The 24545-nt window shown below is 73.3% G+C and carries 21 protein-coding genes; 15 read left to right on the forward strand and 6 right to left on the reverse strand.

The window, feature by feature from the left end; all coding sequences use genetic code 11:
• The 4 genes from HNR13_RS06260 to HNR13_RS06275 form a co-directional block, all read right to left on the reverse strand.
• A complete protein-coding gene (locus HNR13_RS06260; RefSeq protein ID WP_179604962.1) occupies window positions 1-681 on the reverse strand; it encodes a DUF1684 domain-containing protein in 681 nt (226 codons plus the stop codon).
• Window positions 678-1229 carry a hypothetical protein gene (locus HNR13_RS06265; protein WP_179604963.1) on the reverse strand — a complete coding sequence of 184 codons (552 nt, stop codon included), beginning with the start codon at window positions 1227-1229 and terminating at the stop codon, window positions 678-680. The genes HNR13_RS06260 and HNR13_RS06265 overlap by 4 nt, the downstream gene beginning before the upstream one ends.
• Window positions 1230-1304: 75 nt before the next feature.
• Window positions 1305-2621, reverse strand: coding sequence for an RNA polymerase sigma factor (locus tag HNR13_RS06270; protein ID WP_382312350.1), 1317 nt, complete (start codon window positions 2619-2621; stop codon window positions 1305-1307).
• Window positions 2618-2938, reverse strand: coding sequence for a YciI family protein (locus HNR13_RS06275; protein WP_179604965.1), 321 nt, complete (start codon window positions 2936-2938; stop codon window positions 2618-2620). The genes HNR13_RS06270 and HNR13_RS06275 overlap by 4 nt, the downstream gene beginning before the upstream one ends.
• Before the next feature lie 141 nt (window positions 2939-3079).
• Here HNR13_RS06275 and HNR13_RS06280 point away from each other — a divergent pair, with 141 nt between their 5' ends.
• From HNR13_RS06280 to HNR13_RS06305, 6 genes are all read left to right on the forward strand, one after another.
• Window positions 3080-3616: an EVE domain-containing protein gene (locus HNR13_RS06280; protein WP_218881183.1), complete on the forward strand. Its 537-nt coding sequence runs from the start codon at window positions 3080-3082 to the stop codon at window positions 3614-3616.
• 4 nt (window positions 3617-3620) lie between these two features.
• Entirely contained in the window at window positions 3621-4190 is a 570-nt protein-coding gene (locus HNR13_RS06285) for a hypothetical protein (RefSeq protein WP_179604966.1), read from the forward strand.
• A 76-nt stretch (window positions 4191-4266) separates the two neighbouring features.
• Window positions 4267-4569, forward strand: a complete 303-nt coding sequence (locus HNR13_RS06290) for a DUF427 domain-containing protein (RefSeq protein ID WP_179604967.1) — start codon at window positions 4267-4269, stop codon at window positions 4567-4569.
• Between the two features lie 401 nt (window positions 4570-4970).
• Complete coding sequence (locus tag HNR13_RS06295; protein WP_179604968.1) at window positions 4971-11165, forward strand: DUF5979 domain-containing protein; 6195 nt, start codon at window positions 4971-4973, stop codon at window positions 11163-11165.
• A 124-nt stretch (window positions 11166-11289) separates the two neighbouring features.
• A complete protein-coding gene (locus HNR13_RS06300) occupies window positions 11290-11907 on the forward strand; it encodes a hypothetical protein (RefSeq protein WP_343063477.1) in 618 nt (205 codons plus the stop codon).
• Between the two features lie 36 nt (window positions 11908-11943).
• Window positions 11944-12447 carry a SprT-like domain-containing protein gene (locus HNR13_RS06305; RefSeq protein ID WP_179604969.1) on the forward strand — a complete coding sequence of 168 codons (504 nt, stop codon included), beginning with the start codon at window positions 11944-11946 and terminating at the stop codon, window positions 12445-12447.
• A 19-nt stretch (window positions 12448-12466) separates the two neighbouring features.
• Here the strand turns inward: HNR13_RS06305 and HNR13_RS06310 are convergent, their stop codons facing one another.
• Window positions 12467-13075, reverse strand: a complete 609-nt coding sequence (locus tag HNR13_RS06310; protein WP_179604970.1) for a GNAT family N-acetyltransferase — start codon at window positions 13073-13075, stop codon at window positions 12467-12469.
• Window positions 13076-13218: 143 nt separating this feature from the next.
• Between HNR13_RS06310 and HNR13_RS06315 the strand changes: the two genes are divergently transcribed.
• Genes HNR13_RS06315 through HNR13_RS06330 form a run of 4 tightly spaced genes read left to right on the forward strand, consistent with a single transcriptional unit; the run spans window position 13219 to window position 16196 of the window.
• Window positions 13219-13899 carry a CGNR zinc finger domain-containing protein gene (locus tag HNR13_RS06315; RefSeq protein ID WP_343063478.1) on the forward strand — a complete coding sequence of 227 codons (681 nt, stop codon included), beginning with the start codon at window positions 13219-13221 and terminating at the stop codon, window positions 13897-13899.
• A 4-nt stretch (window positions 13900-13903) separates the two neighbouring features.
• Window positions 13904-14671 (forward strand): LamB/YcsF family protein, encoded by a 768-nt coding sequence (locus HNR13_RS06320; RefSeq protein WP_179604971.1) that lies wholly within the window; start codon window positions 13904-13906, stop codon window positions 14669-14671.
• Entirely contained in the window at window positions 14668-15288 is a 621-nt protein-coding gene (locus HNR13_RS06325; protein ID WP_343063479.1) for a 5-oxoprolinase subunit B family protein, read from the forward strand. Before HNR13_RS06320 ends, HNR13_RS06325 begins: the two co-directional genes overlap by 4 nt.
• Window positions 15285-16196: a 5-oxoprolinase/urea amidolyase family protein gene (locus tag HNR13_RS06330; protein WP_179604972.1), complete on the forward strand. Its 912-nt coding sequence runs from the start codon at window positions 15285-15287 to the stop codon at window positions 16194-16196. The genes HNR13_RS06325 and HNR13_RS06330 overlap by 4 nt, the downstream gene beginning before the upstream one ends.
• 27 nt (window positions 16197-16223) lie before the next feature.
• Here the strand turns inward: HNR13_RS06330 and HNR13_RS06335 are convergent, their stop codons facing one another.
• Entirely contained in the window at window positions 16224-17099 is an 876-nt protein-coding gene (locus tag HNR13_RS06335; protein ID WP_179604973.1) for a fused MFS/spermidine synthase, read from the reverse strand.
• 140 nt (window positions 17100-17239) lie between these two features.
• Here HNR13_RS06335 and HNR13_RS06340 point away from each other — a divergent pair, with 140 nt between their 5' ends.
• The 5 genes from HNR13_RS06340 (at window position 17240) to rpoB (ending at window position 24540) form a co-directional block, all read left to right on the forward strand.
• Window positions 17240-17758, forward strand: coding sequence for a hypothetical protein (locus HNR13_RS06340; protein WP_179604974.1), 519 nt, complete (start codon window positions 17240-17242; stop codon window positions 17756-17758).
• A 7-nt stretch (window positions 17759-17765) separates the two neighbouring features.
• Window positions 17766-18932: a histidine kinase gene (locus HNR13_RS06345; protein ID WP_179604975.1), complete on the forward strand. Its 1167-nt coding sequence runs from the start codon at window positions 17766-17768 to the stop codon at window positions 18930-18932.
• 62 nt (window positions 18933-18994) lie between these two features.
• Window positions 18995-19636, forward strand: coding sequence for a response regulator transcription factor (locus tag HNR13_RS06350; protein WP_343063658.1), 642 nt, complete (start codon window positions 18995-18997; stop codon window positions 19634-19636).
• 88 nt (window positions 19637-19724) lie between these two features.
• Window positions 19725-20756: an SDR family oxidoreductase gene (locus HNR13_RS06355; RefSeq protein WP_179604977.1), complete on the forward strand. Its 1032-nt coding sequence runs from the start codon at window positions 19725-19727 to the stop codon at window positions 20754-20756.
• A 286-nt stretch (window positions 20757-21042) separates the two neighbouring features.
• Window positions 21043-24540, forward strand: a complete 3498-nt coding sequence (gene rpoB / locus HNR13_RS06360) for a DNA-directed RNA polymerase subunit beta (RefSeq protein WP_179604978.1) — start codon at window positions 21043-21045, stop codon at window positions 24538-24540.
• Window positions 24541-24545 lie beyond the last annotated feature (5 nt).

Genomic DNA, 24545 nt, shown 5'->3' on the forward strand with positions numbered 1-24545 from the left:
TCACTCCCCGCCGTACCGCTCCCCGACCGGCACCTCCACGCCCAGCGTGTTGCCCGCCTGCGCGAGCGGGCACGCCCAGGCGGGGTCGTAGGCGCAGGACGGGTTGTAGGCGAAGTTGAAGTCGAGGACGATCGTCGTCTCGTCGTCCGCCGTCATCCCGAGGTCGGCGCCTTTGATCGTGTCGATCAGGTAGCGGCCGCCGCCGTAGGTGCCGCCGCGGCGGCCGGCGAGGGCGTCCTTGACCGGGACGAACAGCCCGCCGCCGTAGGAGGTCAGCCGCCAGACGTCGAGCGACCCGGCCAGCGGGACGTGGACCGCGCCGAGCAGCTCGAACGGGACCACGCCGTCCGTGCCGGTCTCGACGTCCATGAGCACCTCCTCCGCGGCCGGGTGGATCGGCAGCTCGAAGCGCCAGTCCGGGTCGTAGGGCGGCACCGGCAGGCCGGTGAAGCGGTCGCGGTCCTCGTCCAGGAGCGGGGAGGCCGGGTGCGACGAGAAGAGGTCGTTGCGGCAGGAGATCCAGTGCGCGTGGGCGGCGGCCGGGTCGGACGCGGCGATCCGGCGCACCGAGGCGTACAGCGCGAAGACGCTGCGGCGCCAGTCCGCGGTCTGCACGGCGGTGGCGGCGCGGCCGCGACCGGGGGCGACCTCGGGGGAGGGCTCGGGGGTGATCGTGCTCATGCTGCTGCCTCCGTCGTGGCTGGGTCCGGTTCGGGCGTGGGGGGATCGTATGCCCAGGTGGGCGCCAGGCGCCGCAGGCGCAGCCCGCGCCACTGCCAGAACGCCCACAATCCGTACCAGGCGAGCGGCGTCACGACGCCGGCCCGCACCACCAGCCGGTCGCGGTACAGGGTGCGCAGGCGGCCGTCCGGGCCGGGGCCGGCGGGGTCGGGGGCGATGGCCATCCGGTGGTCGAGGTGCGGGATCGCGGACAGCACGCCGCCCACACCGCCGCCACTGTCGCGGAGGATGCGGGTGGACCGCTCGCGCGGGTCCGTCGAGCGCAGCGTGTCGAGGCGGATGGCCTGCGTCCCGACCGTGAACGCGCCGAGGGCGCGGACGCTCACCCGGTGTTCCGCGTCGTCCCACACGGTCGGGAAGCCGGCGGGCTCGTCCGACCGGAAGTCCACCCACGGCAGCGCCACCTCGCGGAAGGCCGTCGGGCTCTGCAGGGCGCGCCAGGCCGCGTCCGGGTCGCAGTCGAGGATGAGCTTCAGGAGGACTCTCACGCACCCCAGTGTCACGCATCCTCCGCGCCGGGGGCAGTCATTCTCGGCGCACTCCCGGACGCCCGTCCCGGCCCGTCACCCGCCCGCGGCCTCCCGCGCCCGCGCCAGCAGGAGTGCCCGCTCCCGCTCGTTCCCGGTCATCGCGGCCGCCCGCCGGAACTCCTCCTCCGCCTCCACGGTCCGCCCCAGCTTGAGCAGGAAGTCGGCCCGGACCGACGGCAGAAGATGGTACGACGCCAGCTCGCCCGAGTCCACGAGCCGATCCACGACGTCCAGCCCGGCCTCCGGGCCGAACGCTATCGCCAGGGCGACCGCGCGGTTGAGCTCCACGACCGCCGACGGCTGGAGGGCGGCGAGCGCTCCATACAGGGCCACGATCTCCTCCCAGTCGGTGTCCTCCGGCGCGGGCGCGGTCGCATGGCAGGCGGCGATCGCGGCCTGCAGCGCGTAGGGACCCCGGCCGCGCGGGCCCACCAGCCGGTCGGCGCGGGCGAGGGCGGCGACCCCGCGGCCGATGAGGATGCGGTCCCAGCGGGTGCGGTCCTGGTCCTGCAGCAGGATGGGCTCCCCATCGGCGGTGGCGCGCGCCGGGAGGCGGGAGGCCTGGAACTCCATCAGCGCGACCAGTCCGTGCACCTCCGGCTCGCGCGGGGTGAGCTCGGCGAGCACCCGGCCGAGCCGCAGCGCCTCCTGGCAGAGGTCGGGGCGCATCCAGTCGTCGCCCGCGGTGGCGGAGTAGCCCTCGTTGAAGATCAGGTAGACGACCTCCAGCACCGACGCCAGCCGCTCGGGGTACTCCGCGCGGTCCGGCACCTCGAAGGGGACGTGCGCCGCGCTCAGGGTGCGCTTGGCGCGCACGATGCGCTGCGCGATCGTCGGGACGGGAACCAGGAACGCGCGCGCGATCTCCTCGGTGGTGAGCCCGCCGAGCAGCTTGAGCGTCAGGGCGACCCGGGCGGAGGGGGCGAGCACGGGGTGGCAGGCGACGAACACGAGCCGCAGCAGATCGTCCTGGATCTCCTCCGCGACGGCCGAGGCCGGGTCGTCGTCCTGCTGCTGCTCCAGGTCGCGGGCGAGGGCGGCGTAGCGCTCGTCCAGGCGCTCGCGGCGGCGCCAGCCGTCGATCGCCCTGCGCTTGGCGACCGTGGTCAGCCAGGCGCCGGGGTTGCGCGGGATGCCGGCCTCCGGCCACTGCTCGAGCGCGGCGACGAGGGCGTCCTGCGCGAGCTCCTCGGCGAGGCCGACGTCGCCCGTCCAGCGGGCGAGACCGGCGACGAGGCGCCCGGACTCGATGCGCCACACGGCGTCGACGGCTGCCGCGGCCTCGTCGGCCGCTGTCTTCTCGTCGGCCGTGCGCTCCCCGTCCACCACGACCGCACCTCCCGCGCTCACGCCTCCGCCGCGCCCGTCACGATGCGGCGCACCTCGACTCTGCCACGACCGAGCGGCACGCGTCGCGCCCATTCCACGGCCTCGGCCCGGTCGGCGGCCTGGACGATCCACAGCGCGGCGGGACGCACGGCCGAGATCGGCAGCAGGTCGGCGTTCGTGCGCGGACCGTCGACCGCGAGCTGGAGGTGCGCGCCGTCCTCCGCGGCGAGGAGTTCGCCGGCGAGCAGCACCCCGGCGCGGATCAGGTCGGCGGTGTAGCGCTGGAGGTCGCCGGCGGGCGCGGGGCCGTCCGTGCTGAGCAGGAGGAGGTAGCGCATCCGTCGTCCTTCCGTCGGGGCCGCTGGTGGGGCACTCGTAGAGACGTCGAGCCGCGCGGGCCGGTTTCGACAGCACGGCCGCAACGGAAGCGCGCAGCCGGTCGCGCCCGCGATGTCGGACGCGTGCGCTAGAACGGGAGCATGGCGATCCGCTACTGGCTGGGCGTGGTGCACCACGATCACGTGCTCCGCGGCGTCGCGGGCGGCTTCGCCCAGGTCAACCACGGCGCCCGCGCGCCGCTGGAGCGCATGGGGCCGTCGGACGGGTTCGTCTTCTACTCGCCGCGCGAGTCCTTCGACGGTGAGCCGCTCAAGCAGTTCACCGCGGTCGGGAGGCTGGCCGACGCGGAGGTCTTCCAGGCGACCCAGGGCCCGCAGATGCGCGGGCCGGCCGGCGACTTCCTGCCCTGGCGCCGGCGCGTCGACTGGGACCACGACGCGGTCGCCACGCCCATCCGGCCGTTGCTCCCGTCCCTCGACTTCACCCGGGACAAGCGCGACTGGGGCTACCAGCTGCGCGCCGGGCTGATCGAGCTGACCCGGCACGACTTCGAGCTCATCCGCGATCAGCTGCGGCACACGCCGGGGGAGCAGCGGCCCTCCACGGCGCGCCGCGCGGACGGCTCCCGTCACCCCGCGCAACACGCGACGACCGCCTTCGCCGCCGGGCTACGCTGAGCCGGTGAGCTCGCAGACCGACCCCTCCACCGTCCCCGCCGCCCACCGCCAGGCCAAGTACCAGGTGCGCTTCGACTGGGCCGTGGAGGGAGCGGCCGCGGTCGCGGCCGACGCCGACGTGATCGTCTGGGTGGACGTGCTCGACGACCAACCCGGCGCCGACGCCGCCGAACTCCCGGGGACCGGCGCGGTCGTCGCCGCGGGGCTCAGCGACGCCGCCGCGGTCGCGCAGTGGATCCTCGACGAGCAGGTGCGCCTCGGCCGGCGCGCGATGATCGCCCTCGTCGCCGCGGGCGGGACGTCGGCCTCCGGCGGCACCCGGTTCGCGGTGGAGGACCTCCTGGCCGCCGGAGCCGTCGTCGACGCCCTCGCGACGCTCGGGATCGACTACAGCTCACCGGAGGCCGCGGCCGCCTGCGCGGCCTTCACCGGCCTGCGCGGAGCGGTGGCGCACCTGCTGACCGCGTCGGTCTCCGGGCAGGAGCGGATCGCCGCCGGCGCCGACGCCGCGGCGCTCGCGGCCTCGGGAAAGCTCGGCACGGTCTCCGAGGTCCGGGTCCTGCGAGCCGCCTGAGCGGTCGGTATGAAGTCCCGGCCACCGGAATGATCGGGTGGAACCGGGTGTTCACTGCCACCAGGAGGTTGCATTCATGAAAGCAATTCTGAACGACACCGTCATCGCCGAGGCCCCGACCGAGGACCTCATCCGCATCGAGGGCAACTGGTACTTCCCCCCGCAGAGCGTCAACTCCGAGTACCTGGTGGAGTCCGCCACGCCGTACACGTGTCCGTGGAAGGGCGAGTGCCAGTACTTCTCCGTCAAGGACGGCGACACGGTGCTGCAGGACCGTGCCTGGAGCTACCCGACGCCGTACCCGAGCTCGTTCGACCGGGTCGGCAAGGACTACAGCGACTACGTCGCGTTCTGGAAGGACGTGCGCGTCGTCGACTGACGGGCGATGATTCACGAAGGGCGGTCCGCCGAGGGCCGCCCTTCGTCGTGTGCGGGCGCTTTTCGGCGGGTGCGGGCGTGTCCGCTCTTTGGGGGACTGTCCCTCGAAAACGGGGTACAGATGTACTTCCTACCGAACGGTCGGAATCGGTAGAAAGGTAGTGCGAGAGAACCTCCCGGAACCCGAACCGGGAGGCGCGCGAGGGCTACCCGAGCCCGTCCTTCGGCGCGCGAACCCGAGCTCCCGCATACCCGAAACCGAGCGCCTTGCTTCGTCGTGTCCTTCAGCATGCCCGCATCACGTTCCGCCGCTCCACCGATGGCCGCAGCAGGCCGCCCGCGCACCGCGCGGACCGCAGGGGAGCCTTCGCCGTCGCACCGCGGCTGAGGCTCCTCGCGGCGGTGGCCGGCACCGTCGTCGTCGCCCTCGTCGGCGGCGGCCTGGTCGCGTCGCCCGCGCTCGCGGACACCGCGGCGCTCACCGTCGACAAGACGGTCGGAGACGGCCTCAAAGCGCTCACCGTGCTGCCGGGAGGGGAGTTCACCTACTCCATCCAGGTCGGCTGCGACGACAACGACTGCGTCGACGCGAAGCTCGCCGACGCCCTCCCGGCGGCGTTCGCCGGGTTCACCATCCTCGACACGAGCGTCCAGCCGAGCTCCAAGCCGGCGACCAAGACCCTCACCGGCTGCACCGACACGGTGACGGCGAACTGCGCGCTCAGCGTCGTCTTCGGGGAGCCCGTGGCCGGCGGCGTCGGCATCCCGGCGGGCGGGACCTACCTGGTCACAGTCACCCTCAAGGTCCCGCAGGGACTGACCCCGCAGTCGTCCGAGGTGAACCACCCCGTCACCAACACGGCGGTCGGCACCTTCGCCGGATCGGCGACGCCGGTCACGAGCAGCGCCGACGTGACCGTGAACGTGCCGACCTCGGTGGACGTCGCGGTCGGCAAGACCTGGACCCCGGCGAGCCAGCAGTACCAGCCCGGCGCGCAGTCCACCGTCTCGCTCACCGCGCAGAACGCCTCGAACGTCCCCGCGTCCACCCTCACCCTCCAGGACCCGGCGACCGCCGCGGACGCCGCGACCGCGCTCGACGCGGCCAACCCGTTCGCGCTGGTCGACTTCGCCGGTTTCGGCGGGGTCGTCCTCCCGCAGGGCGCGACCACCGTGCAGGTGGACGCGTACGTGCGGAACCCCTCGACCGGCGCCTGGGCGTGGCAGACCGGGCCTCCTGCCGCCCCTGCCGCGATCGCCCTCCCCGCCGGCGTGCAGAACGCCGACGTCGGCGGCCTCCGCTTCACCTTCGCCGGCGCCGACGGCACCGCGCTGACCGAGGGCGGCGCGGCCGGGTCGGTCGGCGTGCTCGTCGCCCAGCGCAGCACGAACCGCCAGTCCGGGGCCGCCCTGGTCACCGGCGCGAGCGTGACCAACAGAGTCGCCGGTACGGTCGTCGTCCCGGACCGGGCCCCGGTCACCAAGACGGCGACCGCGCCGTTCGCGGTCGGCGGCCTGACCGTCGCCGTCACGCCGGGCAAGCAGATCACCCCGGCCCGCATCCCGGCCGGCACCACCGCGACCGCGACCGTCTCCGGCAAGAACGCCTCCAACGGGCCGCTCGACTCGCTGACCCTCTCGGACGTCGGCTACTTCACCGACACCCTCCGCTTCGGCGGCTTCGCGGCCGGGATCTCCTACCCGTCCGGCGCGACCGCCGCGCAGGTGGTCTGGCACTTCTCCGACGGGTCCACCCAGGCCGTGCCGTTCGCCGACGGCGCCACCCCGGTCGCGCCCTCCGCCCCGGCCGGCGCGCACCTGACCGGGCTGGAGCTCGCCTTCACGGGCGCAGTCGCCGTCGGCGCCGTCGCGACCGCCCAGCTCCTGATCGCGCCCACGGCCGACTTCGCGGCAGAGGGCGCGCACGTGGACACCACGAACACGCTCACCGTCACCGGCGTCAACGCGGCCGGCAGCGCGAGCAAGCAGGCCTCCGCGCCGCTCGCCGTGTTCTACCCGGACATCGAATTGACGCTGAACAAGACGATCACGCCGTCCGCCCCGGTCTCGCCCGGCGCGACCGTGACCGCCCAGCTTCCGGCGACCACCTCGAGCGACTCCGCCTATGTGCGGCCGACCAGCATCGTCATCGAGGACGTCTGGCGTCCCGGCGTCGCAGGCGACTTCTTCAACGGCTTCGACCCGGTCGCCATCGCGCCGACACAGGTGCTGAAGGGCTCGACCCTCCAGGTCGAGTACACGACGGACGGCGTCACCTGGAGCACGCTCGCCACCGTCGACGCGACCGCGGCGGCGCAGACCTACCGCGCCGCGACGCTGCCCGCAGGCGTCACCGGCCTGCGCTTCACCTTCGCGGACGCGGCCGGCTTCGCCCAGGGCACCACCGTCCGGCCGTCGATCACGGCGCAGGCGCGCTCCACGCTCCGCGACGGCTCCGGCCCCACCTCCACAGCCGGAGCCGCGGCCTCCACCTACGCCAACCACGCGGTCGCCGACACCCAGGGCGCCGTCGACGGCACCGTGGTGACCGGCGCGCAGGTGACCGCCGACGCGAACGCCAAGATCCAGTCGACGACCGGCGCCGGGTCCCTCGGCATCGCCAAGAAGTGGACGAAGACCGACCTGACCGGCGACGTGACCGACCTGGCGTCCCAGTCCGGCGCCCAGGCCGGCACCCTGCTGAGCTGGGGCGTCACCGACACCGGCTACAGCTCGGTGACGATCACCGACCCGGCGGGCGACCCGGCGCATCCCGAGTCGACCGTCTTCCAGTCGTTCGACCTGCTGCGGGTGTCGCCGATCCCGTTCACGGCCGACCCCGCGCTGAAGTGGGACACCGTTTCCTCGGTCCAGCTGTTCCGCGGCGGCGCCTGGGTGACCGTGCCCGCGCCGGCCGGAGGCTGGAAGAACGGCGCCGGCTTCGTCGGCTACACCCTCACCGCCGCCGAGACCGCTGACACGACCGGCGTGCGGATCACCGTCGTGCCCGACGACGCCGCCCGCGCGACGGCCACCGACCCGACCGCACCGCCTGCTGGCTCCGGCGTCGCGACCGTCGCGTTCGGGCAGTCCCGGCCGATCGGCCTGGTCTGGCAGCTCCGCAACGTGCAGCGCGTCCCGAGCGACCCGGCGCACCCCTGGGTCACCCAGGAAACGTCCGCCTCCGTCGACAACGTCGCACAGGCCGACGGCGTGCAGAACGGCACGAACGTGCCGCCGGTCACCGGCCACGACACCGTCGCGCTGATCGACCAGCCCCCGGCGGTGAGCCTGACCAAGTCCAGTTCTCGCTCGACCGTCGTCGTGCCGCACCTCGGCGACGTCGACCCGGCCGACTACCCGACCAACACCTTCACCCTCACCGCGCAGAACACCGCGACCTCGCGCGCCTCCTACCTGCGCGTGACCGACCCGTCGCCGTGCGACGCGGGTGCGGAGACCGCCTGCCTGTCGGCGCCCTCGGCGTGGGGAGCCGACCCGTTCGCCGGCGCCGCCTACAGCGCCGCCAGCCCGTTCGAGCGCCTGGACCTGACCAGGATCGCGTTCGCGGTCCCGGCCGGTCAGGTGGACTCCGACTCCTCGCTCGTGACGCTCTGGCACCGGGCAGCGGACGGCAGCACCTCCACCTCGGTCGTCTCGCTGCGGACCGCCGCTGCGCTCACCGCGGCCGACCTGGCCGACGTCGTCGGCGTCAGCGTGGTCTACCAGGGCGCGTCCCCGCAGACCACCGGAGGCACGATCGCCTCCGGCCAGTCGCTGGTGATGACCCTGGAAACCCGGGTGCGGGCGGTCACCCGCAGCACCGGCGCTCCGGTCACGGCGTTCCGGATCGACAACCACGCGTTCGCGCAGGGCTACGACCCGGTGCTCGTCCCGAGCGGGCAGGGCTCGCAGCCGTACGCGTCCTCCGACGCGTCGCTGAGCCTGACCACCGGCGCGCTCGGCGTCACCGCGGCGAAGACCATCTCGCCGAGCACGCTGCTGGAGCGCGATCGCACCGCGCCCGTCACGGTCACGCTGACCGCAACCTCCGGAGCGGCGACGGCGGCGACCCACCAGGTCGTGGTCACCGACGACGACCCGGCGTTCTGGAACCGCTTCGCCCTCACCGGGCTGAGCGCGGGCGATGTGACGCTCCCGGCCGGCGCCGACCTGGTCAGGGTCGACGCGCAGACCGGCGGCGGCACGACCTGGATCATGGGGACGCCCGCCGCGACGGCGAGCCTCCCGACCGCCGCGGTCGGACAGATCACCGGCCTCCGGTTCACGTTCCTGCGGGCGGACGGCGGGCTGTTCAGCCGCTCCGCGGTGCCGGCCGGCTTCACCGCGACCGTCGTGCTCCACGTGGCGCTCCTCGGCGTCGCCAGGGACGGCTCGGCGATCCCGTTCCCCGGCTCCGTCAGCGACACGGTCGACACCGTCAGCCACCGCACGGACACGCCGCCGGTGTACGCCGACGCGACCGCGAGCGCGACGGCGGGCATGACGCTCGCGCCGGGCACGGCCTCCCTCGACGTCGCCAAGACGCCGCTGAACAACGTGCACACCGTCGCGGTCGGCGACACCGTGCCCTGGACGCTGACCTTCGCCAGCACCGGGACCGGCTACCTCGACCTGACCGGCGTGACCGACACCCTGCCGGCCAGCCTGGCCTGGGACGGGGAGACGCCCACCTTCACGACCAGCGCGGGCGGGACGCTCTCGACGAGTCCCGCTGTGACCTATGACGCCGCGACCGGACGGTTCGGGCTGACCTGGCCGGCCGGAGGGGCGCGGATGTCGCCGGGCGAGCGTTTCACGGTCGTCCTCGGTCTGATCCTGAAGCCGGGGCTGGCAGCGGGAGACCGCGCGACGAACCAGTTCGTGGTCTCCACTGTGCAGAACCTCACCGCGTGCACCAACGGCTCGGGCAACGGGCAGGGCGTGCTGAGCGGCCTCCCCGCGACCCAGTGCGGCACGACGAACTACGTGCAGCCGGTCACCGGCCCGTCGCTCTACACCACCAAGGGCGTGCAGGGCGACGTCGTCGGCCGCACCGTCTCCGGGGCGATCAACCCGACCGCGCCGTCGGCGACCTGCCGCACCGACGCCGACGGCTACTACGCGGCGCCCTGCGCCGCGAACACCGTCGTGGGCGGCATCGACCAGTGGCGGCTCAACGCCCTCAACACCGGGACCGTCGACTACACCTCGGTCGTCTTCGTGGACCCGCTGCCGACGGTCGGCGACCGCATGCTCGCCACGGGCGGCCCGCGCGGCTCGACCTTCCGGCCGGTGTTCGACGGCGCCGCGGGCGTGACCGTGCAGGACGTCCCCGCCGGGACGGCCGTGAGCTGGGAGGTGACCACCGAGCCGGGCGTCTGCCTCTCGGGCACGGCCACCGCGTGGCCGACCGACCCGACCTGCGCGGCGCACCCGGCCGCCTGGACGGCGTCCGGAGCGTTCACCGGCGACTGGGCCGACGTCACCGGCATCCGGGTGACGCTCGACTTCGCCGCGACGGCGAGCGGCGCCCTGCGCGGCGGAGAGGGCGCGACGGTGCTCTACCGCACGATCGACCGGCCCGCGACCGCGACCGCGCCGGACGGCGCCCCGGTCTCGCTCCCGGCCTCGCCGGCCGCGGCAGCGGCGGTGGCCTGGAACCAGTTCGGCGCGACGGCGGCCCTCGTCGGCGGCGGCAGCGTCCGCCGCGCTCCGGTGAAGGCCGGCGTCACCATCGCGACCGGACCGCTGCAGGTCGACAAGGTCGTGACCGGCGCTGCCGCCTCCGCGGCTCCCGACGAGTTCGGGGCGGACATCGCCTGCACCGTGGCCGGGGTCCCCGTCGACCTGGGCGCGGCCGCGCACACCCTGCTGAAGCGCAGCGCCGGCTTCACGGCCCGGCTCGACGGCCTCCCGATCGGCTCCGACTGCACGATCGCGGAGTCGGGCGCCGCGGGCAGCTACGGCGAGGCGTCCCGCGCCATCGCGAACGGCACCGTGCACATCGGGGCCGGAGCGCTGCAGGGCGCCGTGCCGGCGGGCCAGATCACGACGATCACCAACACCTTCGAGTACGGGCGGCTGGAGCTCGCCAAGACCGCGTCGGCCGCCGTCGTCGGGCTCGACCAGCCCGTGACGTACACGATCACCGTCACCAACATCGGCGCGCTCGACGCGACGGCGTTCGACGTGGTCGACACCCTCCCGGCCGGGGCGCACTTCGTGTCGGCCGACCAGGGCGGGACGCTGAACGCCGGGAAGGTGACCTGGAACGTCGCGAGCCTGGCCAAGGGCGCCAGCCTCGACCTCCACGTCGTGGTGACCTACTCGGCGGAGGGCTACCCGGTAAACGCGGTCACCGTGACCACGCCGCCGGTCGGGCCGTGGCAGCCGCCGGCGGTCGACGGCCCGTGCGCCTCCGACCCCGGGTCCGCGTGCGCGACGATCTACGTCGACCCGCCCGTGCCCGCCGCGCCCTCCGGCGACCTGGCCAGGACCGGCAGCGGAGGCGACTACCTCCTCGTCGCGTTCTGGGCCGGGCTGCTGGTCCTCGCCGGGGCCGCGCTCCTCGGCCGGCGCCGCCGGAAGGCCTGACGCCGGCGCCGAACCCGCCGTCTCCGCCCTGTGGGGAGACGGCGGGTCCGGCCTCGCCCGGGCCTCGGTGCCGCCCAGAACACGCGGTAACCGGGTCAACGCAGGTTTGCCGACTACGCTGGACGTGAACCGCACGACCTGGGAGCCGACCCTGAGCATCATCCTCGGATACGATCCGTCCACGCTGCGCGAGCGTGTCGACCTCCGTGCCGCCGACGAGCGGCTGGAGGAGCTCGGCAGCCTGCGCAGCCTGAGCGCGCTCAACGAGAAGACCGTGCTGCTGCGGCTGCTCGGCCGACTGGACGAGGCGTACACGGTCGCCAACGAGGCGGTGCGCCAAGCACGCTTCACCGGCGACCGCGAGCAGCTCCTCGGGGCCCGCATCCGCCGCGGCCAGGTGCTGCAGTACCAGGGCAAGTTCGACGAGGCGATCGTGGAGCTGACCGGCTGCGTCGACGAGGCGCGCGGGCGCGAGTGGACCGCCCTGGAGGCCTTCGCGGTGCAGAACCGCGGCAAGGTGCACTTCGACATGAAGGAGTACGAGAGCGCGCTGTCCGACATGACGGCGGCCGTGTTCCTGCGCGAGAAGCTGGGGGCGTCCCCTGCGGAGATCGAGGGCGCGCTCACGGCGGTGGCGGTGGTGCAGCGCTTCCTGGAGGCGCAGCGCGCCGCCGCGGGCCCCGGCGAGGGCGACGCCGGCGGCGGAGACGGGGTCGGCGACGGCGTCGGCTCCCCGGCGTAGGATTCCTGCCATGAGCCGACCGGGGAACGCACGCTGATGGCAGAGCTCGATCGCGTGCGCCGCTGGGCGGAGGCCCTCATCGCCCTCCATCTCGACCCCGCCGTGTGGAGCTTCGACTTCGACAACGCGAAGACCCGGGCCGGGCTGTGCAACTACACCGCCAAGCGGATCACGGTCTCCCGGTACCTGGCCGCCCGGTACGAGGACGACGACATCCACCAGATCCTGCTGCACGAGGTGGCGCACGCGCTGGCTGGCTCACGTGCGGGGCACGGTCCGCGCTGGCGCGCGATCGCCCTCGACCTCGGCTATGAGGGCAAGCGGCTGCATGGCGGCGCGATCGCCGACGACCTCGCCCCCTGGGTGGGCACGTGCCCGCAGGGGCACACGCACTACCGCTACCGCAAGCCGGCGCGGGCGCTCGCCTGCGGCGCGTGCAGCCGCCGCTTCGACTCGGCGAACCTCATCTCCTGGGTGCACCGCGAGGTCTCCGCCGCGCAGCGCCGGATGGCCGCCGCGGCCGCCACCGAGGCTGACTGAGGCGCTTGGCCCCGAATTCTCAGGCGTTCTCGACCGCGAGGCGGGCGTCGAGTCCGTCCCGCACCGCCGGCCACTCCTCGCGGAGCACCGAGTAGACCGCGGTGTCGCGCCAGGTGCCGTCCGCGCGGGGCTGCGTGTGCCGCAGCACGCCCTCGAAGGTCGCGCCGAGTCGCAGGATCGCCGCCCGGGAGCGCTCGTTGAGCACGTCCGCCTGCAGCTTCACGCGCTCGAATCCGTGGTCGAACGCCGTGCCGAGCAGCAGGCGCTTGGTCTCCGCGTTGACGCGCGAGCCCCACAGCTCGGGCGCGTATGCGGTCCAGCCGATGTGCGCCGAGCCGTTCGGGAGGTCGAAGTCGCCCAGCGTCGTGGTCCCCACGATCCGGTCTCCGTCGCGGAGGCACACCGCGGTGACGTTGCCGGTGTCCCAGGCGAGGTAGCCGAGGATGAACTCCCGCCACTCCTCGTAGGTGTCGCGGTATGCCGCGAGGCCGCCGCCCCAGCCGCCGGCGAACACCGCGGGGTGCCCGATCGCGTCGTGCAGATCCGGCAGATCGTCCTGCCTCAGCGCCCGCAACCGCACCGTCGCTCCCTCGAGCACGGCAAACGGATCCGGACGCCTCGCAGTCATCCGCCCAGTATCCCATCCCGCCGCAACCGCCCCGCAGCCATCGCTTCCTCACTTTCTCCCGCAACACGCCGCTCGGGAGCGGGAGGAGGTGAGGAACGGAGGGCGATTCGAAGCGCCCGGCGGAAACCCACTAAGTTGGTTCGGTGCCTACCGACGCCCTCCTGCCCCGCGAGACCGGGCAGTGGATGGACGACGCGGACGGCCTGCGCTGGTGGTTCGACTCCGGCGCGCTCGCGCTCGACTTCGCGTACACCGGAGGCGGCGAGGTCCTCGGCGCCGCGGAGGGCACGGACGACGGCGCGCAGTGGCGCTCCGTCGACGACCCCGAGCAACTCGGCGCCTGGCTGCAGTCCCGGTTCCCCGAGGTGTCCGCGACGACCGGCGAGCGCGAGTTCCGCGACGCCGAGATGCTCCGCGCGGCGATCGGCCGGCTCGCCCGCCAGGCCAGCCGCGGGGAGACCCTCGGGCCGGCCGACGTGGACGTCGTGAACCTGTTCGCCGCGACACCCGACATCCCTCCGGTGCTCGCCGGCGGCGGGCGGCAGGCCGGCCGGGCGATGGCCCGTCCGCACCAGGCGCTCGGCACCATCGCCCGCGACGCCGTGCGCCTGTTCGGCCCCGACGCCGACGGCCGCATCCGGGAGTGCTCGGCCGACGACTGCGGGCTGGTCTACCTGGACACCTCGCGCAGCGGGAACCGGCGCTGGTGCTCGATGCAGCGCTGCGGCAACCGGGCCAAGGTGCGCGCGCACCGGGCACGCGTCGCCGGGAACCGCGGCACCCGCGCGGCCGATGCCGCGGTCGCGTCCGGTATCGCAGAATAGGCGGATGGAGCCCCGCACCCGCGTCGATCTGAACAGCGACCTCGGCGAGTCCTTCGGCGCCTGGCGGATGGGCGACGACGCCGCGATGCTCCGCCTGGTGACCAGTGCGAACGTGGCGTGCGGCTTCCACGCCGGCGACCCCTCCACGATGCTCGCCACCTGCCGACTCGCCGCCGAGAACGCCGTCGCCGTCGGAGCGCACGTCTCCTACCGCGACCTCGCGGGCTTCGGCCGGCGCAGCATGGACGTCCCGGCGGCCGAGCTGCGCGACGAGGTGCTCTACCAGCTCGCGGCGCTCGCCGGGATCGCCCGAGTCGCCGGCACGGCGGTCCGCTACGTCAAGCCGCACGGCGCCCTCTACAACCGCATCGTCCACGACGAGGCCCAGGCCGTCGCGGTCGTGGCCGCGGTCGCCGCGTTCGACCCGGCGCTGCCGCTCCTCGGGCTCCCCGGCTCGGCAGTCGAGCGTGCGGCGGCGGAGCACGGGATCCGCTTCGTGCGGGAGGCGTTCGTCGACCGCGGCTACCGCGCCGACGGCACGCTCGTGCCGCGCACCGAGCCGGGCGCCGTGCTGTCGGACGCGACCGCCATCGCCGCCCGGGCCGTGCGGATGGTGCGCGACGGCGTGGTGGAGTCCGTCGACGGCGCGCCGGTCGCGGTCGCGGCCGACTCGCTCTGCGTGCACGGCGACACCCCGGGCGCTGTGCGCATGGCGGAGGCCGTCCGCCGCGGCCTGGACGAGGCCGGTATTGCGGTGAGGGCCTTCGTGTGAGCGTCCGGGTGATTCCGTACGGCGACGGCGCCCTGCTCCTGGAGCTCGGCTCCCTCGACGAGGTGCTGGGGATGCTGCGCGCCTTGGAACGCACCCGTCCGGCGGGCGTCGTGGACCTCGTCCCGGCCGCCCGCACGATCGCGATCCTGCTCGATCCGCACGTGCTGAGCCCGGCCTCCGCCCGCGGCTGGGTCGAGCGCACCGGCCCCGAGGCCGCCGCCGCGGCGGACGAGGACGTGGTGGAGCTCCCGGTGCGCTACGACGGCGCGGACCTGGCGGAGGTGGCCGAGCTGCTCGGCATCACGCCCGCCGAGGTCGTCGAGCGGCACACCGCCTCCCGCTGGCGGGTGGCCTTCGGCGGCTTCGTCCCCGGCTTCGCCTACCTGGTGACCGACCGCGACGGCCTGCGGGTGCCGCGCCGGGCGACACCGCGCACCTCCGTGCCCGCGGGGTCGGTCGGCCTCGCCGGGGAGTTCAGCGGCGTCTACCCGCGGTCGAGCCCGGGCGGCTGGCAGCTCATCGGCCGCACCGACGCGACGCTCTGGGACACAGCGGCCGACCCGCCCGCTCTGCTGAGGCCGGGCGTCGTGGTGCGGTTCACGGCGGTCCCGTCGTGAGCGCCGGGGGCCTGCGCATCCTGCAGCCCGGTCCGCTCGCGCTCATCGAGGACCTCGGCCGGCCCGGTCTCGCCGCGGTCGGCGTGAGCCCGTCGGGCGCGCTCGACCGCGGCGCGCTCGGGCTGGCGAATCGGCTGGTCGGCAACCGGCCGGAGGCCGCAGGCGTGGAGCTCCTGCTCGGCGGGTTCGCCGCGCGGTTCGAGTCGCCCGTTTGGTTCGCGGTGACGGGCGCGACCGCCCGGGTGACCCTCGACGGCCGCCCGGTCGATCCGGACGCCGCCATCCACGCCCCCGCGGGCGCCGAGCTCCGGATCGCGCCGCCCACTGCCGGCGTGCGCAGCTACCTCGCGGTCCGCGGCGGCATCGAGGCGGAGGCCGTGCTCGGCTCCCGCTCGCGCGACACGCTGTCCGGCCTCGGGCCGGCGCCGCTCGCCGCCGGAGACGTGCTCCCGTTCGGTCCGGAGCCGTCCGCTCCGGTGCCCGCCGTGGACTTCGTCCCGGTCGCCGACCTGGGCGACGCGGCGGTGGAGGTGCGGGCGCACCGCGGCCCGCGCGCCGACTGGTTCACGCCCGCCGCCCTCGACGCGTTCTTCACGGTGGAGTGGCGGGCGAGCGCGGACGGGGACCGGGTCGGCGTCCGCCTCGACCCTCCGCGCATCCCGGCGCACGCGCGCGGCGTGGAGCCGGCGCCTCCGCTGCTGCTCGAACGCGCTGTTCGCGAGGAGCTGCCGAGCGAGCCGATGATCGCGGGCGCGGTGCAGGTCTCCCCGGACGGCCGCCCGACCGTGCTGCTCGCCGACCACCCGGTGACCGGCGGCTACCCGGTCATCGCCGTCGTCGCGGCCCGCTCGCTCGACGCCTTCGCGCAGCTCCGCCCCGGCCAGCCCGTGCACTTCCGGCACGCCTGACCTGCGGCGGGGACACCCCGCGCCGGGTCAGTCCCGGCGGGTGCCGCTCTGGAAGATGCTGCGCGCCGGCGGGGGCGACGGCACGCTCGTCGCGTCGGTCACGATCGGCGCGTTCGCCGCGAACGTCCGCAGCTCCTCTCCGGCCACGGCCTTCGCGGGATGCGGACCACTCGCGAGCAGGCGCGGCAGCCACTCCAGCGGCAGCGGCGAGTTCGAGCCGACCAGCACGACGTTCCCGAACCGGCGGCCCTTGAGCACCTGCGTCTCGGCCAGCGCCGCCACGTTCTCCACCGCCGCGCCGAGCGTCGACACCTGGCTGCGCGCGAACGTCAGCGGCGGCCCGTCGGCCACGTTCACGAGCACGACGCCGTCCGGCTTCAGCAGCGACACCGCCGAGCGGTAGAACTCCACGCTCGTGACGTGCGCCGGGGTGCGCGAGCCGCTGAAGATGTCGATCACCAGCAGGTCGACCTCGCCGCGGAGCCCGGCCGGCAGTTTGCCGACGACCTCGCGCGCGTCGCCGTGGCGGATCCGGATCTGCGCATAGCGGGGGAGCGGGAGGTTCTCGCGCACCAGGTCCACCAGGCGGCTCTCCAGCTCGACCACCTGCTGGCGGGAGCCCGGCCGGGTGTAGGCGACGTAGCGCGGCAATGTCAGCGCGCCGGCGCCCAGGTGCACGGCGGTGATCGGTTGCCCCGGCTCGCCGATCAGGTCGATGACGTTGCCCATCCGCTGGATGTACTCGAAGAACAGCCGGCTGGGGTCGTCCAGGTCGACGTGCGACTGCGGCGTCCCGTCGACGATCAGCTGGTACGCGCCCGGCACGAACCGGTCCGGCTCGATGGTGGCGAGGTAGCCGCTCTCGGCGAGGACGACCGAGGGGAGCGGCGGGTTGTGGGGCACGGCGTCCAGCGTAGTCCGCGCCCTCCACCCGATCTCCACCCGGATCTCCACCCGGTCTCCGCCGCCGGGCGGTCCCGGCGCGACGGCGTTCCCGCGACCCTGGAGGAGTGCCGGACATCCCGGCCGGAAGGACTCGGACCATGAACGTGCAGACGCTGACCAACGCGATCCTCATCGTGGTGCTGATCGGCTGGGTCGGCTACCGCCAGATGGTGTGGCGGCCGGTGTCGATCGCCCAGATGTGGCGCTTCCCCGCGATCATGTCGCTGGTCGGCGTCGTGCTGATCGTGCAGCAGGTGAAGCCGTCGTCGCTCACCCCGCTCGACCTGGCCGTCGTCGCCGGCGAGCTCGTGCTCTCGCTCGCCGTCGGCGCGTGGATGGGCGCGATCGCGCACTTCCGCCCACTGGAGTCGCCCGTCCGGCTCGGCCGGGACAACCGCTACACCGCGAGCTACGAGTCCCGAACCGGCGTGCTCGGGATCGTGCTGTGGGTGCTGGTCATCGGCGTCCGCATCGGCGTGGACGTCCTGGCCTCGATGGCGGGCTCGCACCTGGCGACCGCGACCGGGGTCATCTTCCTGGTCTTCGCCGCCAACCGCGCCGCCCGGACCGCCGTCTTCGCGGCGCGCCTCGATCGGCACGCGGCGCTCGCCGCATGATGGTCCTGTGGACTTCTGGAGCAGACCCGGGCTGCTGGCGCTCGTACTGAACATCATCGGTGCGGGCGCCGTCGGCTGGTCGCTGGTGCGCGCCCACCCGGCCGACCGTCCGGTGTGGGTGCTCCTCGTGGCGCTGTTCGCGGTCGCCGCCTGGCTGGTCCGCTCGATCCTCACCTTCGCCGGCGCGCGGCGTGCGGCGCTCGTGCTCTGCCTGCTCTCCGCGGTGACCGGCGCGTTCGTCGCCCCGGCCACCGACGGGATCGCGATCGTGCCGCCGGCCGTCGCGGTGCTCTACCTGGTCGGGGACCCGGAGTGGCCGCTGCCGCTCGGCGGGGCCGTGGCCGCGGTCTCGGCGGCGCTCGTCGCGGTGGGCGCCCTCCCGTTCGGCTCGCCCGTCGCGGCGGTGCTCGGCGAGATGGCCGGCATCGTCCTCGCCGCCTTCGCGGGCCTCAGCCGGCGGCAGTTCCGGCTCACCGAGCAGCAGGCGGTGCTGCTGCGCGAGCGCGACCTGGCCATGCGCGAGGAGGCCGCCCGGGTGGCGATCGCCCGCGACCTCCACGACGTGCTCGCGCACAGCCTCGGCGGCCTCGTCATCCAGCTCGACGCGGTGGACGCCCTCCTGGAGGCCGGCGACGCTCCGGCCGCACGGGAGCGCGTGGTCGCGGCGCGGGGACTGGCGGCCGACGGGCTGGCCGAGGCGCGCCGGGCGGTCGCCGCGCTGCGCGACCCCGACGGCTCGAACGGGGAGGCGGCGGTCGCGCACGCCGACTTCCGTGCGACCCTGGACGACCTCCTCGCCGCCCACCGCACCCTCGGCGGCAGCGCCGCGCTCCGCGAGACGGGAGAGCCGCGGCCGCTCACCTCGGCGCAGGCGACGGCCCTGCAGCGCGCGCTGCAGGAGGCGCTGAGCAACGCGCGCAAGCACGCGCCGGGGCAGCCGGTGGACGCCGCGCTCGCCTGGCAGACTGAGCGCGTGCTGCTCACCGTCTCCTCCCCGCTGCCGGCGTCCTCCGCGGCCGTCCCCGCGCTCGCCGCCGAGCTCGCGTCCTCGGGAGGCGGCCACGGCCTGGAGGGGATGCGCGAGCGCTTCGCCGCCCTCCCGCTCGGCGGATCGGTGGCGGCCGCGGCGCGCGACGGCCGGTTCACCGTGACGGCCGAAGCGAGGCTGGCGTGAGCGGCGAGGCCGGCCAGAGCGGCCACAGCGGCCAGAGCGGCCAGGCGGCGCCGGGGGAGCGCATCCGCGTCGTCGTCGCCGACGACCAGGCGATCATCCGCGACGGCCTGGTCACCGTCCTCGGCCTGCTGCCGGACATGGAGGTCGTGGGGTCCGCCGCCGACGGCGCCGAGGCGGTGGCGCTCGCCGTGTCCGAGCGTCCCGACGTGGTGCTGATGGACCTCCGCATGCCGGTGCTCGACGGTGTGGGCGCGACCGAGCGGATCGCGCGCGAGGCGCCGGGCTCCGCCGTGCTCGTGCTGACGACCTTCGCGGACGACGACTCGATCCTCACCGCGTTGCGGGCGGGCGCGCGCGGCTACCTCACCAAGGACGCCGGCCGCGCCGAGCTCGCCGCCGCCGTCCGCGCGGTCGCCCGCGGTCAGGCGACTTTCGCTCCGGAGGTCGGCGCCCGCATCATCGGCTCGCTCACCTCCGCCGCGCCCGCGAAGCCCGACCCGGCGGGCGCGCTGGTGGAGCGCTTCCCCGCGCTGACCCGGCGCGAGGCGGAGGTGCTGGGCCTCGTCGCGGACGGCCTCAGCAACGGCGAGATCGCCTCCGCCTTGTTCGTGGGCGGCGCCACGGTCAAGACCCACATCAACGCGATCTTCGCCAAGCTCGGCGTCTCCTCGCGCGCCCAGGCCATCGCACTCGTCCGCCGCTAGCCGCCGAGCACAGGAAAACCGTCGCCCGATCCGGTTGATTCACGACGTTTTCCCTGTGCTCGGCGGCTGGGCGAGGGAGGATGGGCGCATGAGTGATCGGGTACTGGTGACGGGCGGCTCGGGGTTCGTGGGGGCGCACTGCGTGCTCGCCCTGCTGAACGCGGGGTACCAGGTGCGGACGACCATCCGGTCCCCGCAGCGCGCCGCCGACGTGCGGTCGCAGCTGGCGGCGGGGGGCATCGACGACGCGGGGGACCGGCTGGAGTTCGCCGTCGCCGACCTCCTCGACGACGCGGGCTGGGCCGACGCGGTGGCAGACTGCCGGTTCGTCCTGCACGTGGCCTCCCCGTTCCCGATGACCGAGCCGAAGGACCCCGACGAGCTGGTGCGGCCGGCGCGGGAGGGCGCCCTGCGCGTGCTCCGGGCCTCCCGCGACGCCGGCGTGGAGCGGGTCGTCCTCACCTCCTCCTTCGCCGCGATCGGCTACGGCCACGCGCCGACGCGGCAGCCGTTCACCGAGGTGGACTGGACCGAGCTCGACAGCGGCCGCCCGATCAGCGCCTACGTCCGCTCCAAGACCCTCGCCGAGCACGCCGCCTGGGACTTCATCGCCAAGGAGGGTGGCGACCTGCAGCTCGCCACCGTCAATCCCGTCGGCATCCTCGGCCCGGTGCTCGGCCCCGACTACTCCAGCTCGGTCGAGCTGGTGAAGCTCGTCAAGGAGGGCCGCCTCCCGCGCCTGCCCGACGTGTACTTCGGCGTCGTGGACGTTCGCGACGTCGCCGGCCTGCACCTGCTCGCGATGACGAAGCCGGAGGCGGCGGGCGAGCGCTTCCTCGCCACCGCCGGCGATGCGCTCGGCGCACCGGAGCTCGCGCTCATCATCCGCGGCCACCTCGGCTCGCCCGCGGGCGACCGCGTGCAGACCCGTCTCATGCCGTCCTGGGTCCTGAAGGCCGTGGCCCCGTTCAGCCGCCGGGTGCGCGGGTCGCTGCCGGACATCGGCGTCTACCGCAACGGCTCGTCCGCCAAGGCGCGGACCCTGCTCGGCTGGCGGCCGCGCTCCCGCGAGGAGGCCGTGATCGCGACCGTGGACTCCCTGCCCCCGCGCCTGAAATAACCCGGGAATATCTGGGCGGCCGCGCGGTTATACACCGAGACTGCGCCTCCGGTCAAGAAAAGACTGGACACGGCGCGTCAGTTTGACATATAGTGGTTCTTTGCGCTCCCACGCACACCCTTGCCTTCATATTGCGGTCGGCTCTGACTTTCCCCGCGCGCGTCTGGGCCCGGTTTCTCCGGGTCAGATACGGCGCCGCGAGACGTGTCTGGGAGTCCTCGTCCCTCACAACACCACATCTCGACCGACAGTAACTGGCCCGACGGGGCCCACGGAGGTTATTTCCTTGGCTGCTGCGCGCAACGCAACCAACACCGACAAGACACCCAAGAACGGACGAGCCGCATCTCGTCTTTCGTTCGCCAAGATCACGGACACCCTCACCGTTCCCGATCTGCTCGCACTGCAGACGGAGAGCTTCGACTGGCTGGTCGGCAACGACGCGTGGAAGGCACGCGTCGCCGAGGCCGAGGCACAGGGTCGCCAGGATCTGCCCGCCAACACGGGCCTCGAGGAGATCTTCGAGGAGATCTCCCCCATCGAGGACCTCGGCGAGACCATGCAGCTCTCGTTCACGAACCCGTTCCTGGAGGAGAAGAAGTACTCGATCGACGAGTGCAAGGAGAAGGGCAAGACCTACGCTGCCCCGCTCTACGTCGAGGCCGAGTTCATGAACCACCTCACCGGTGAGATCAAGACCCAGACGGTCTTCATGGGCGACTTCCCGCTCATGACCGAGAAGGGCACCTTCATCATCAACGGCACCGAGCGTGTCGTCGTCTCCCAGCTCGTCCGCTCGCCGGGCGTCTACTTCGAGGCCGCAGCCGACAAGACCTCCGACAAGGACATCTACTCGGCGCGCATCATCCCGAGCCGCGGCGCGTGGCTCGAGTTCGAGATCGACAAGCGCGACCAGGTCGGTGTCCGCATCGACCGCAAGCGCAAGCAGTCGGTCACCGTCTTCCTGAAGGCCCTCGGTCTCACCAGCGAGGAGATCCTCGCCGAGTTCGCCGGCTTCCAGTCGATCGAGCTGACCCTCGAGAAGGACGCCATCCTCACCAAGGAGGAGGCGCTGAAGGACATCTACCGCAAGCTGCGTCCGGGCGAGCAGGTCGCCGCCGAGGCCGCACGTGCGCTGCTGGACAACTTCTACTTCAACCCGAAGCGCTACGACCTCGCCAAGGTCGGCCGTTACAAGATCAACCGCAAGCTCGGCCTCGAGGCCCCGCTGACGGACTCGGTGCTGACCGTCCAGGACATCATCGCCACGATCAAGTACCTGGTCGCCCTGCACGACGGCCAGACCACGATCAAGGGCCTGCGCAACGGTGTCGAGACCGACATCCGTCTCGACACCGACGACATCGACCACTTCGGCAACCGTCGCATCCGCGCCGTCGGCGAGCTCATCCAGAACCAGGTCCGCACGGGCCTGAGCCGCATGGAGCGCGTCGTCCGCGAGCGCATGACCACGCAGGACATCGAGGCGATCACCCCGCAGACCCTGATCAACGTGCGACCCGTCGTCGCCGCGATCAAGGAGTTCTTCGGCACCTCGCAGCTCTCGCAGTTCATGGACCAGAACAACCCGCTCGCGGGCCTGACCCACAAGCGCCGCCTGTCGGCGCTGGGCCCGGGTGGTCTGAGCCGTGAGCGCGCGGGCGTCGAGGTCCGCGACGTCCACCCGTCGCACTACGGCCGCATGTGCCCGATCGAGACGCCGGAAGGCCCGAACATCGGTCTGATCGGCTCGCTCGCGTCGTTCGCGCGGATCAACTCGTTCGGCTTCATCGAGACGCCGTACCGCAAGGTCGTCGACGGCCGGGTCACCGACCAGATCGACTACCTGACCGCCTCCGAGGAGGACGACTTCGTCGTCGCGCAGGCCAACGCCCCGCTCGACCCGAGCGGCCACTTCACCGAGGAGCGCGTCCTGGCCCGTCAGAAGGGCGGCGAGGTCGACCTGATCCCCGCCGACGAGATCGGCTACATGGACGTCTCCCCGCGCCAGATGGTCTCGGTGGGCACCTCGCTCATCCCGTTCCTCGAGCACGACGACGCCAACCGAGCCCTCATGGGTGCGAACATGCAGCGCCAGGCGGTGCCGCTGCTCCGCTCGGAGAGCCCGGTGGTCGGAACCGGTATGGAGGGCTACGCGGCCATCGACGCCGGTGACGTGGTCACCGCCGAGAAGTCCGGTGTGGTCACCGAGGTCTCGGCCGACGCCGTGACCGTCCAGGCCGACGACGGCACGATCAAGTCCTACTACCTGCGCAAGTTCGACCGCTCTAACCAGGGCACGTCGTACAACCACCGCGTGGTCGTGGACGAGGGCGACCGCATCGAGGCCGGGGAGGTCGTCGCCGACGGCCCCGCGACCGAGAACGGCGAGCTCGCGCTCGGCAAGAACCTGCTCGTGGCGTTCATGCCGTGGGAGGGCCACAACTTCGAGGACGCGATCATCCTCAGCCAGAACCTGGTGAAGGACGACACCCTCTCCTCGATCCACATCGAGGAGTACGAGGTCGACGCCCGCGACACCAAGCTCGGCAAGGAGGAGATCACCCGCGACCTCCCGAACGTCAGCCCGGACCTCCTGGCCGACCTCGACGAGCGCGGCATCATCCGCATCGGCGCCGAGGTGCGCCCCGGCGACATCCTGGTCGGCAAGGTCACCCCGAAGGGCGAGACCGAGCTGTCGGCCGAGGAGCGCCTGCTCCGCGCGATCTTCAACGAGAAGAGCCGCGAGGTGCGCGACACCTCCCTCAAGGTCCCGCACGGCGAGGAGGGCACCATCATCGGTGTCAAGGTCTTCGACGCGCAGGACGGCGACGACGAGCTCGGCTCCGGCGTGAACCAGCGCGTGGTGGTCTACATCGCCCAGAAGCGCAAGATCACCGCGGGCGACAAGCTCGCCGGCCGTCACGGCAACAAGGGCGTCATCTCCAAGATCCTCCCGGTCGAGGACATGCCGTTCCTCGCGGACGGGACGCCGGTCGACGTCATCCTCAACCCGCTGGGCGTCCCCGGCCGAATGAACTTCGGCCAGGTCCTGGAGATCCACCTCGGCTGGATCGCCAAGAACGGCTGGGAGATCAAGGGCAAGCCCAAGTGGGCCGCCGACCTCCCCGAGGCCGCGTACAGCGCAGCCCCGAACACCAAGGTCGCGACCCCGGTGTTCGACGGCGCGAAGGAGGAGGAGATCGCCGGCCTGCTCGACGCCACCCTCCCGACGCGTGACGGCGACCGCCTGATCGGGTCCTCCGGCAAGACGCAGCTGTTCGACGGCCGCTCCGGCGAGCCCTACCCGGACCCGGTGTCGGTCGGCTACATGTACATCCTGAAGCTGCACCACCTGGTCGACGACAAGATCCACGCTCGTTCGACCGGCCCGTACTCGATGATCACCCAGCAGCCGCTCGGTGGTAAGGCGCAGTTCGGTGGCCAGCGCTTCGGTGAGATGGAGGTGTGGGCCCTCGAGGCCTATGGAGCCGCGTACGCGCTCCAGGAGCTCCTGACCATCAAGTCGGATGACATCCTCGGCCGCGTCAAGGTCTACGAGGCCATCGTCAAGGGTGAGAACATCCAGGAGCCGGGCATCCCGGAGTCCTTCAAGGTCCTCATCAAGGAGATGCAGTCGCTCTGCCTGAACGTGGAGGTCCTCTCGGCCGACGGCCAGGCGGTCAGCCTGCGCGACGCCGACGACGAGGCCTTCCGCGCTGCGGAAGAGCTCGGCATCAACATCTCCTCCCGGTTCGAGTCCTCGTCGATCGACGAGATCTGACCCGG

This window comes from Leifsonia shinshuensis (assembly GCF_013410375.1).
Lineage (GTDB): Bacteria > Actinomycetota > Actinomycetes > Actinomycetales > Microbacteriaceae > Leifsonia > Leifsonia shinshuensis.

What these genes read in the sequence shown, in the direction of transcription:
- HNR13_RS06260 (WP_179604962.1), bottom strand. Translation starts at nt 681, where the DNA reads ATGAGCACGATCACCCCCGAGCCCTCCCCCGAGGTCGCCCCCGGTCGC.
- HNR13_RS06275 (WP_179604965.1), bottom strand. Translation starts at nt 2,938, where the DNA reads ATGCGCTACCTCCTCCTGCTCAGCACGGACGGCCCCGCGCCCGCCGGC.
- HNR13_RS06280 (WP_218881183.1), top strand. Translation starts at nt 3,080, where the DNA reads ATGGCGATCCGCTACTGGCTGGGCGTGGTGCACCACGATCACGTGCTC.
- HNR13_RS06290 (WP_179604967.1), top strand. Translation starts at nt 4,267, where the DNA reads ATGAAAGCAATTCTGAACGACACCGTCATCGCCGAGGCCCCGACCGAG.
- HNR13_RS06305 (WP_179604969.1), top strand. Translation starts at nt 11,944, where the DNA reads ATGGCAGAGCTCGATCGCGTGCGCCGCTGGGCGGAGGCCCTCATCGCC.
- HNR13_RS06310 (WP_179604970.1), bottom strand. Translation starts at nt 13,075, where the DNA reads ATGACTGCGAGGCGTCCGGATCCGTTTGCCGTGCTCGAGGGAGCGACG.
- HNR13_RS06320 (WP_179604971.1), top strand. Translation starts at nt 13,904, where the DNA reads ATGGAGCCCCGCACCCGCGTCGATCTGAACAGCGACCTCGGCGAGTCC.
- HNR13_RS06340 (WP_179604974.1), top strand. Translation starts at nt 17,240, where the DNA reads ATGAACGTGCAGACGCTGACCAACGCGATCCTCATCGTGGTGCTGATC.
- HNR13_RS06355 (WP_179604977.1), top strand. Translation starts at nt 19,725, where the DNA reads ATGAGTGATCGGGTACTGGTGACGGGCGGCTCGGGGTTCGTGGGGGCG.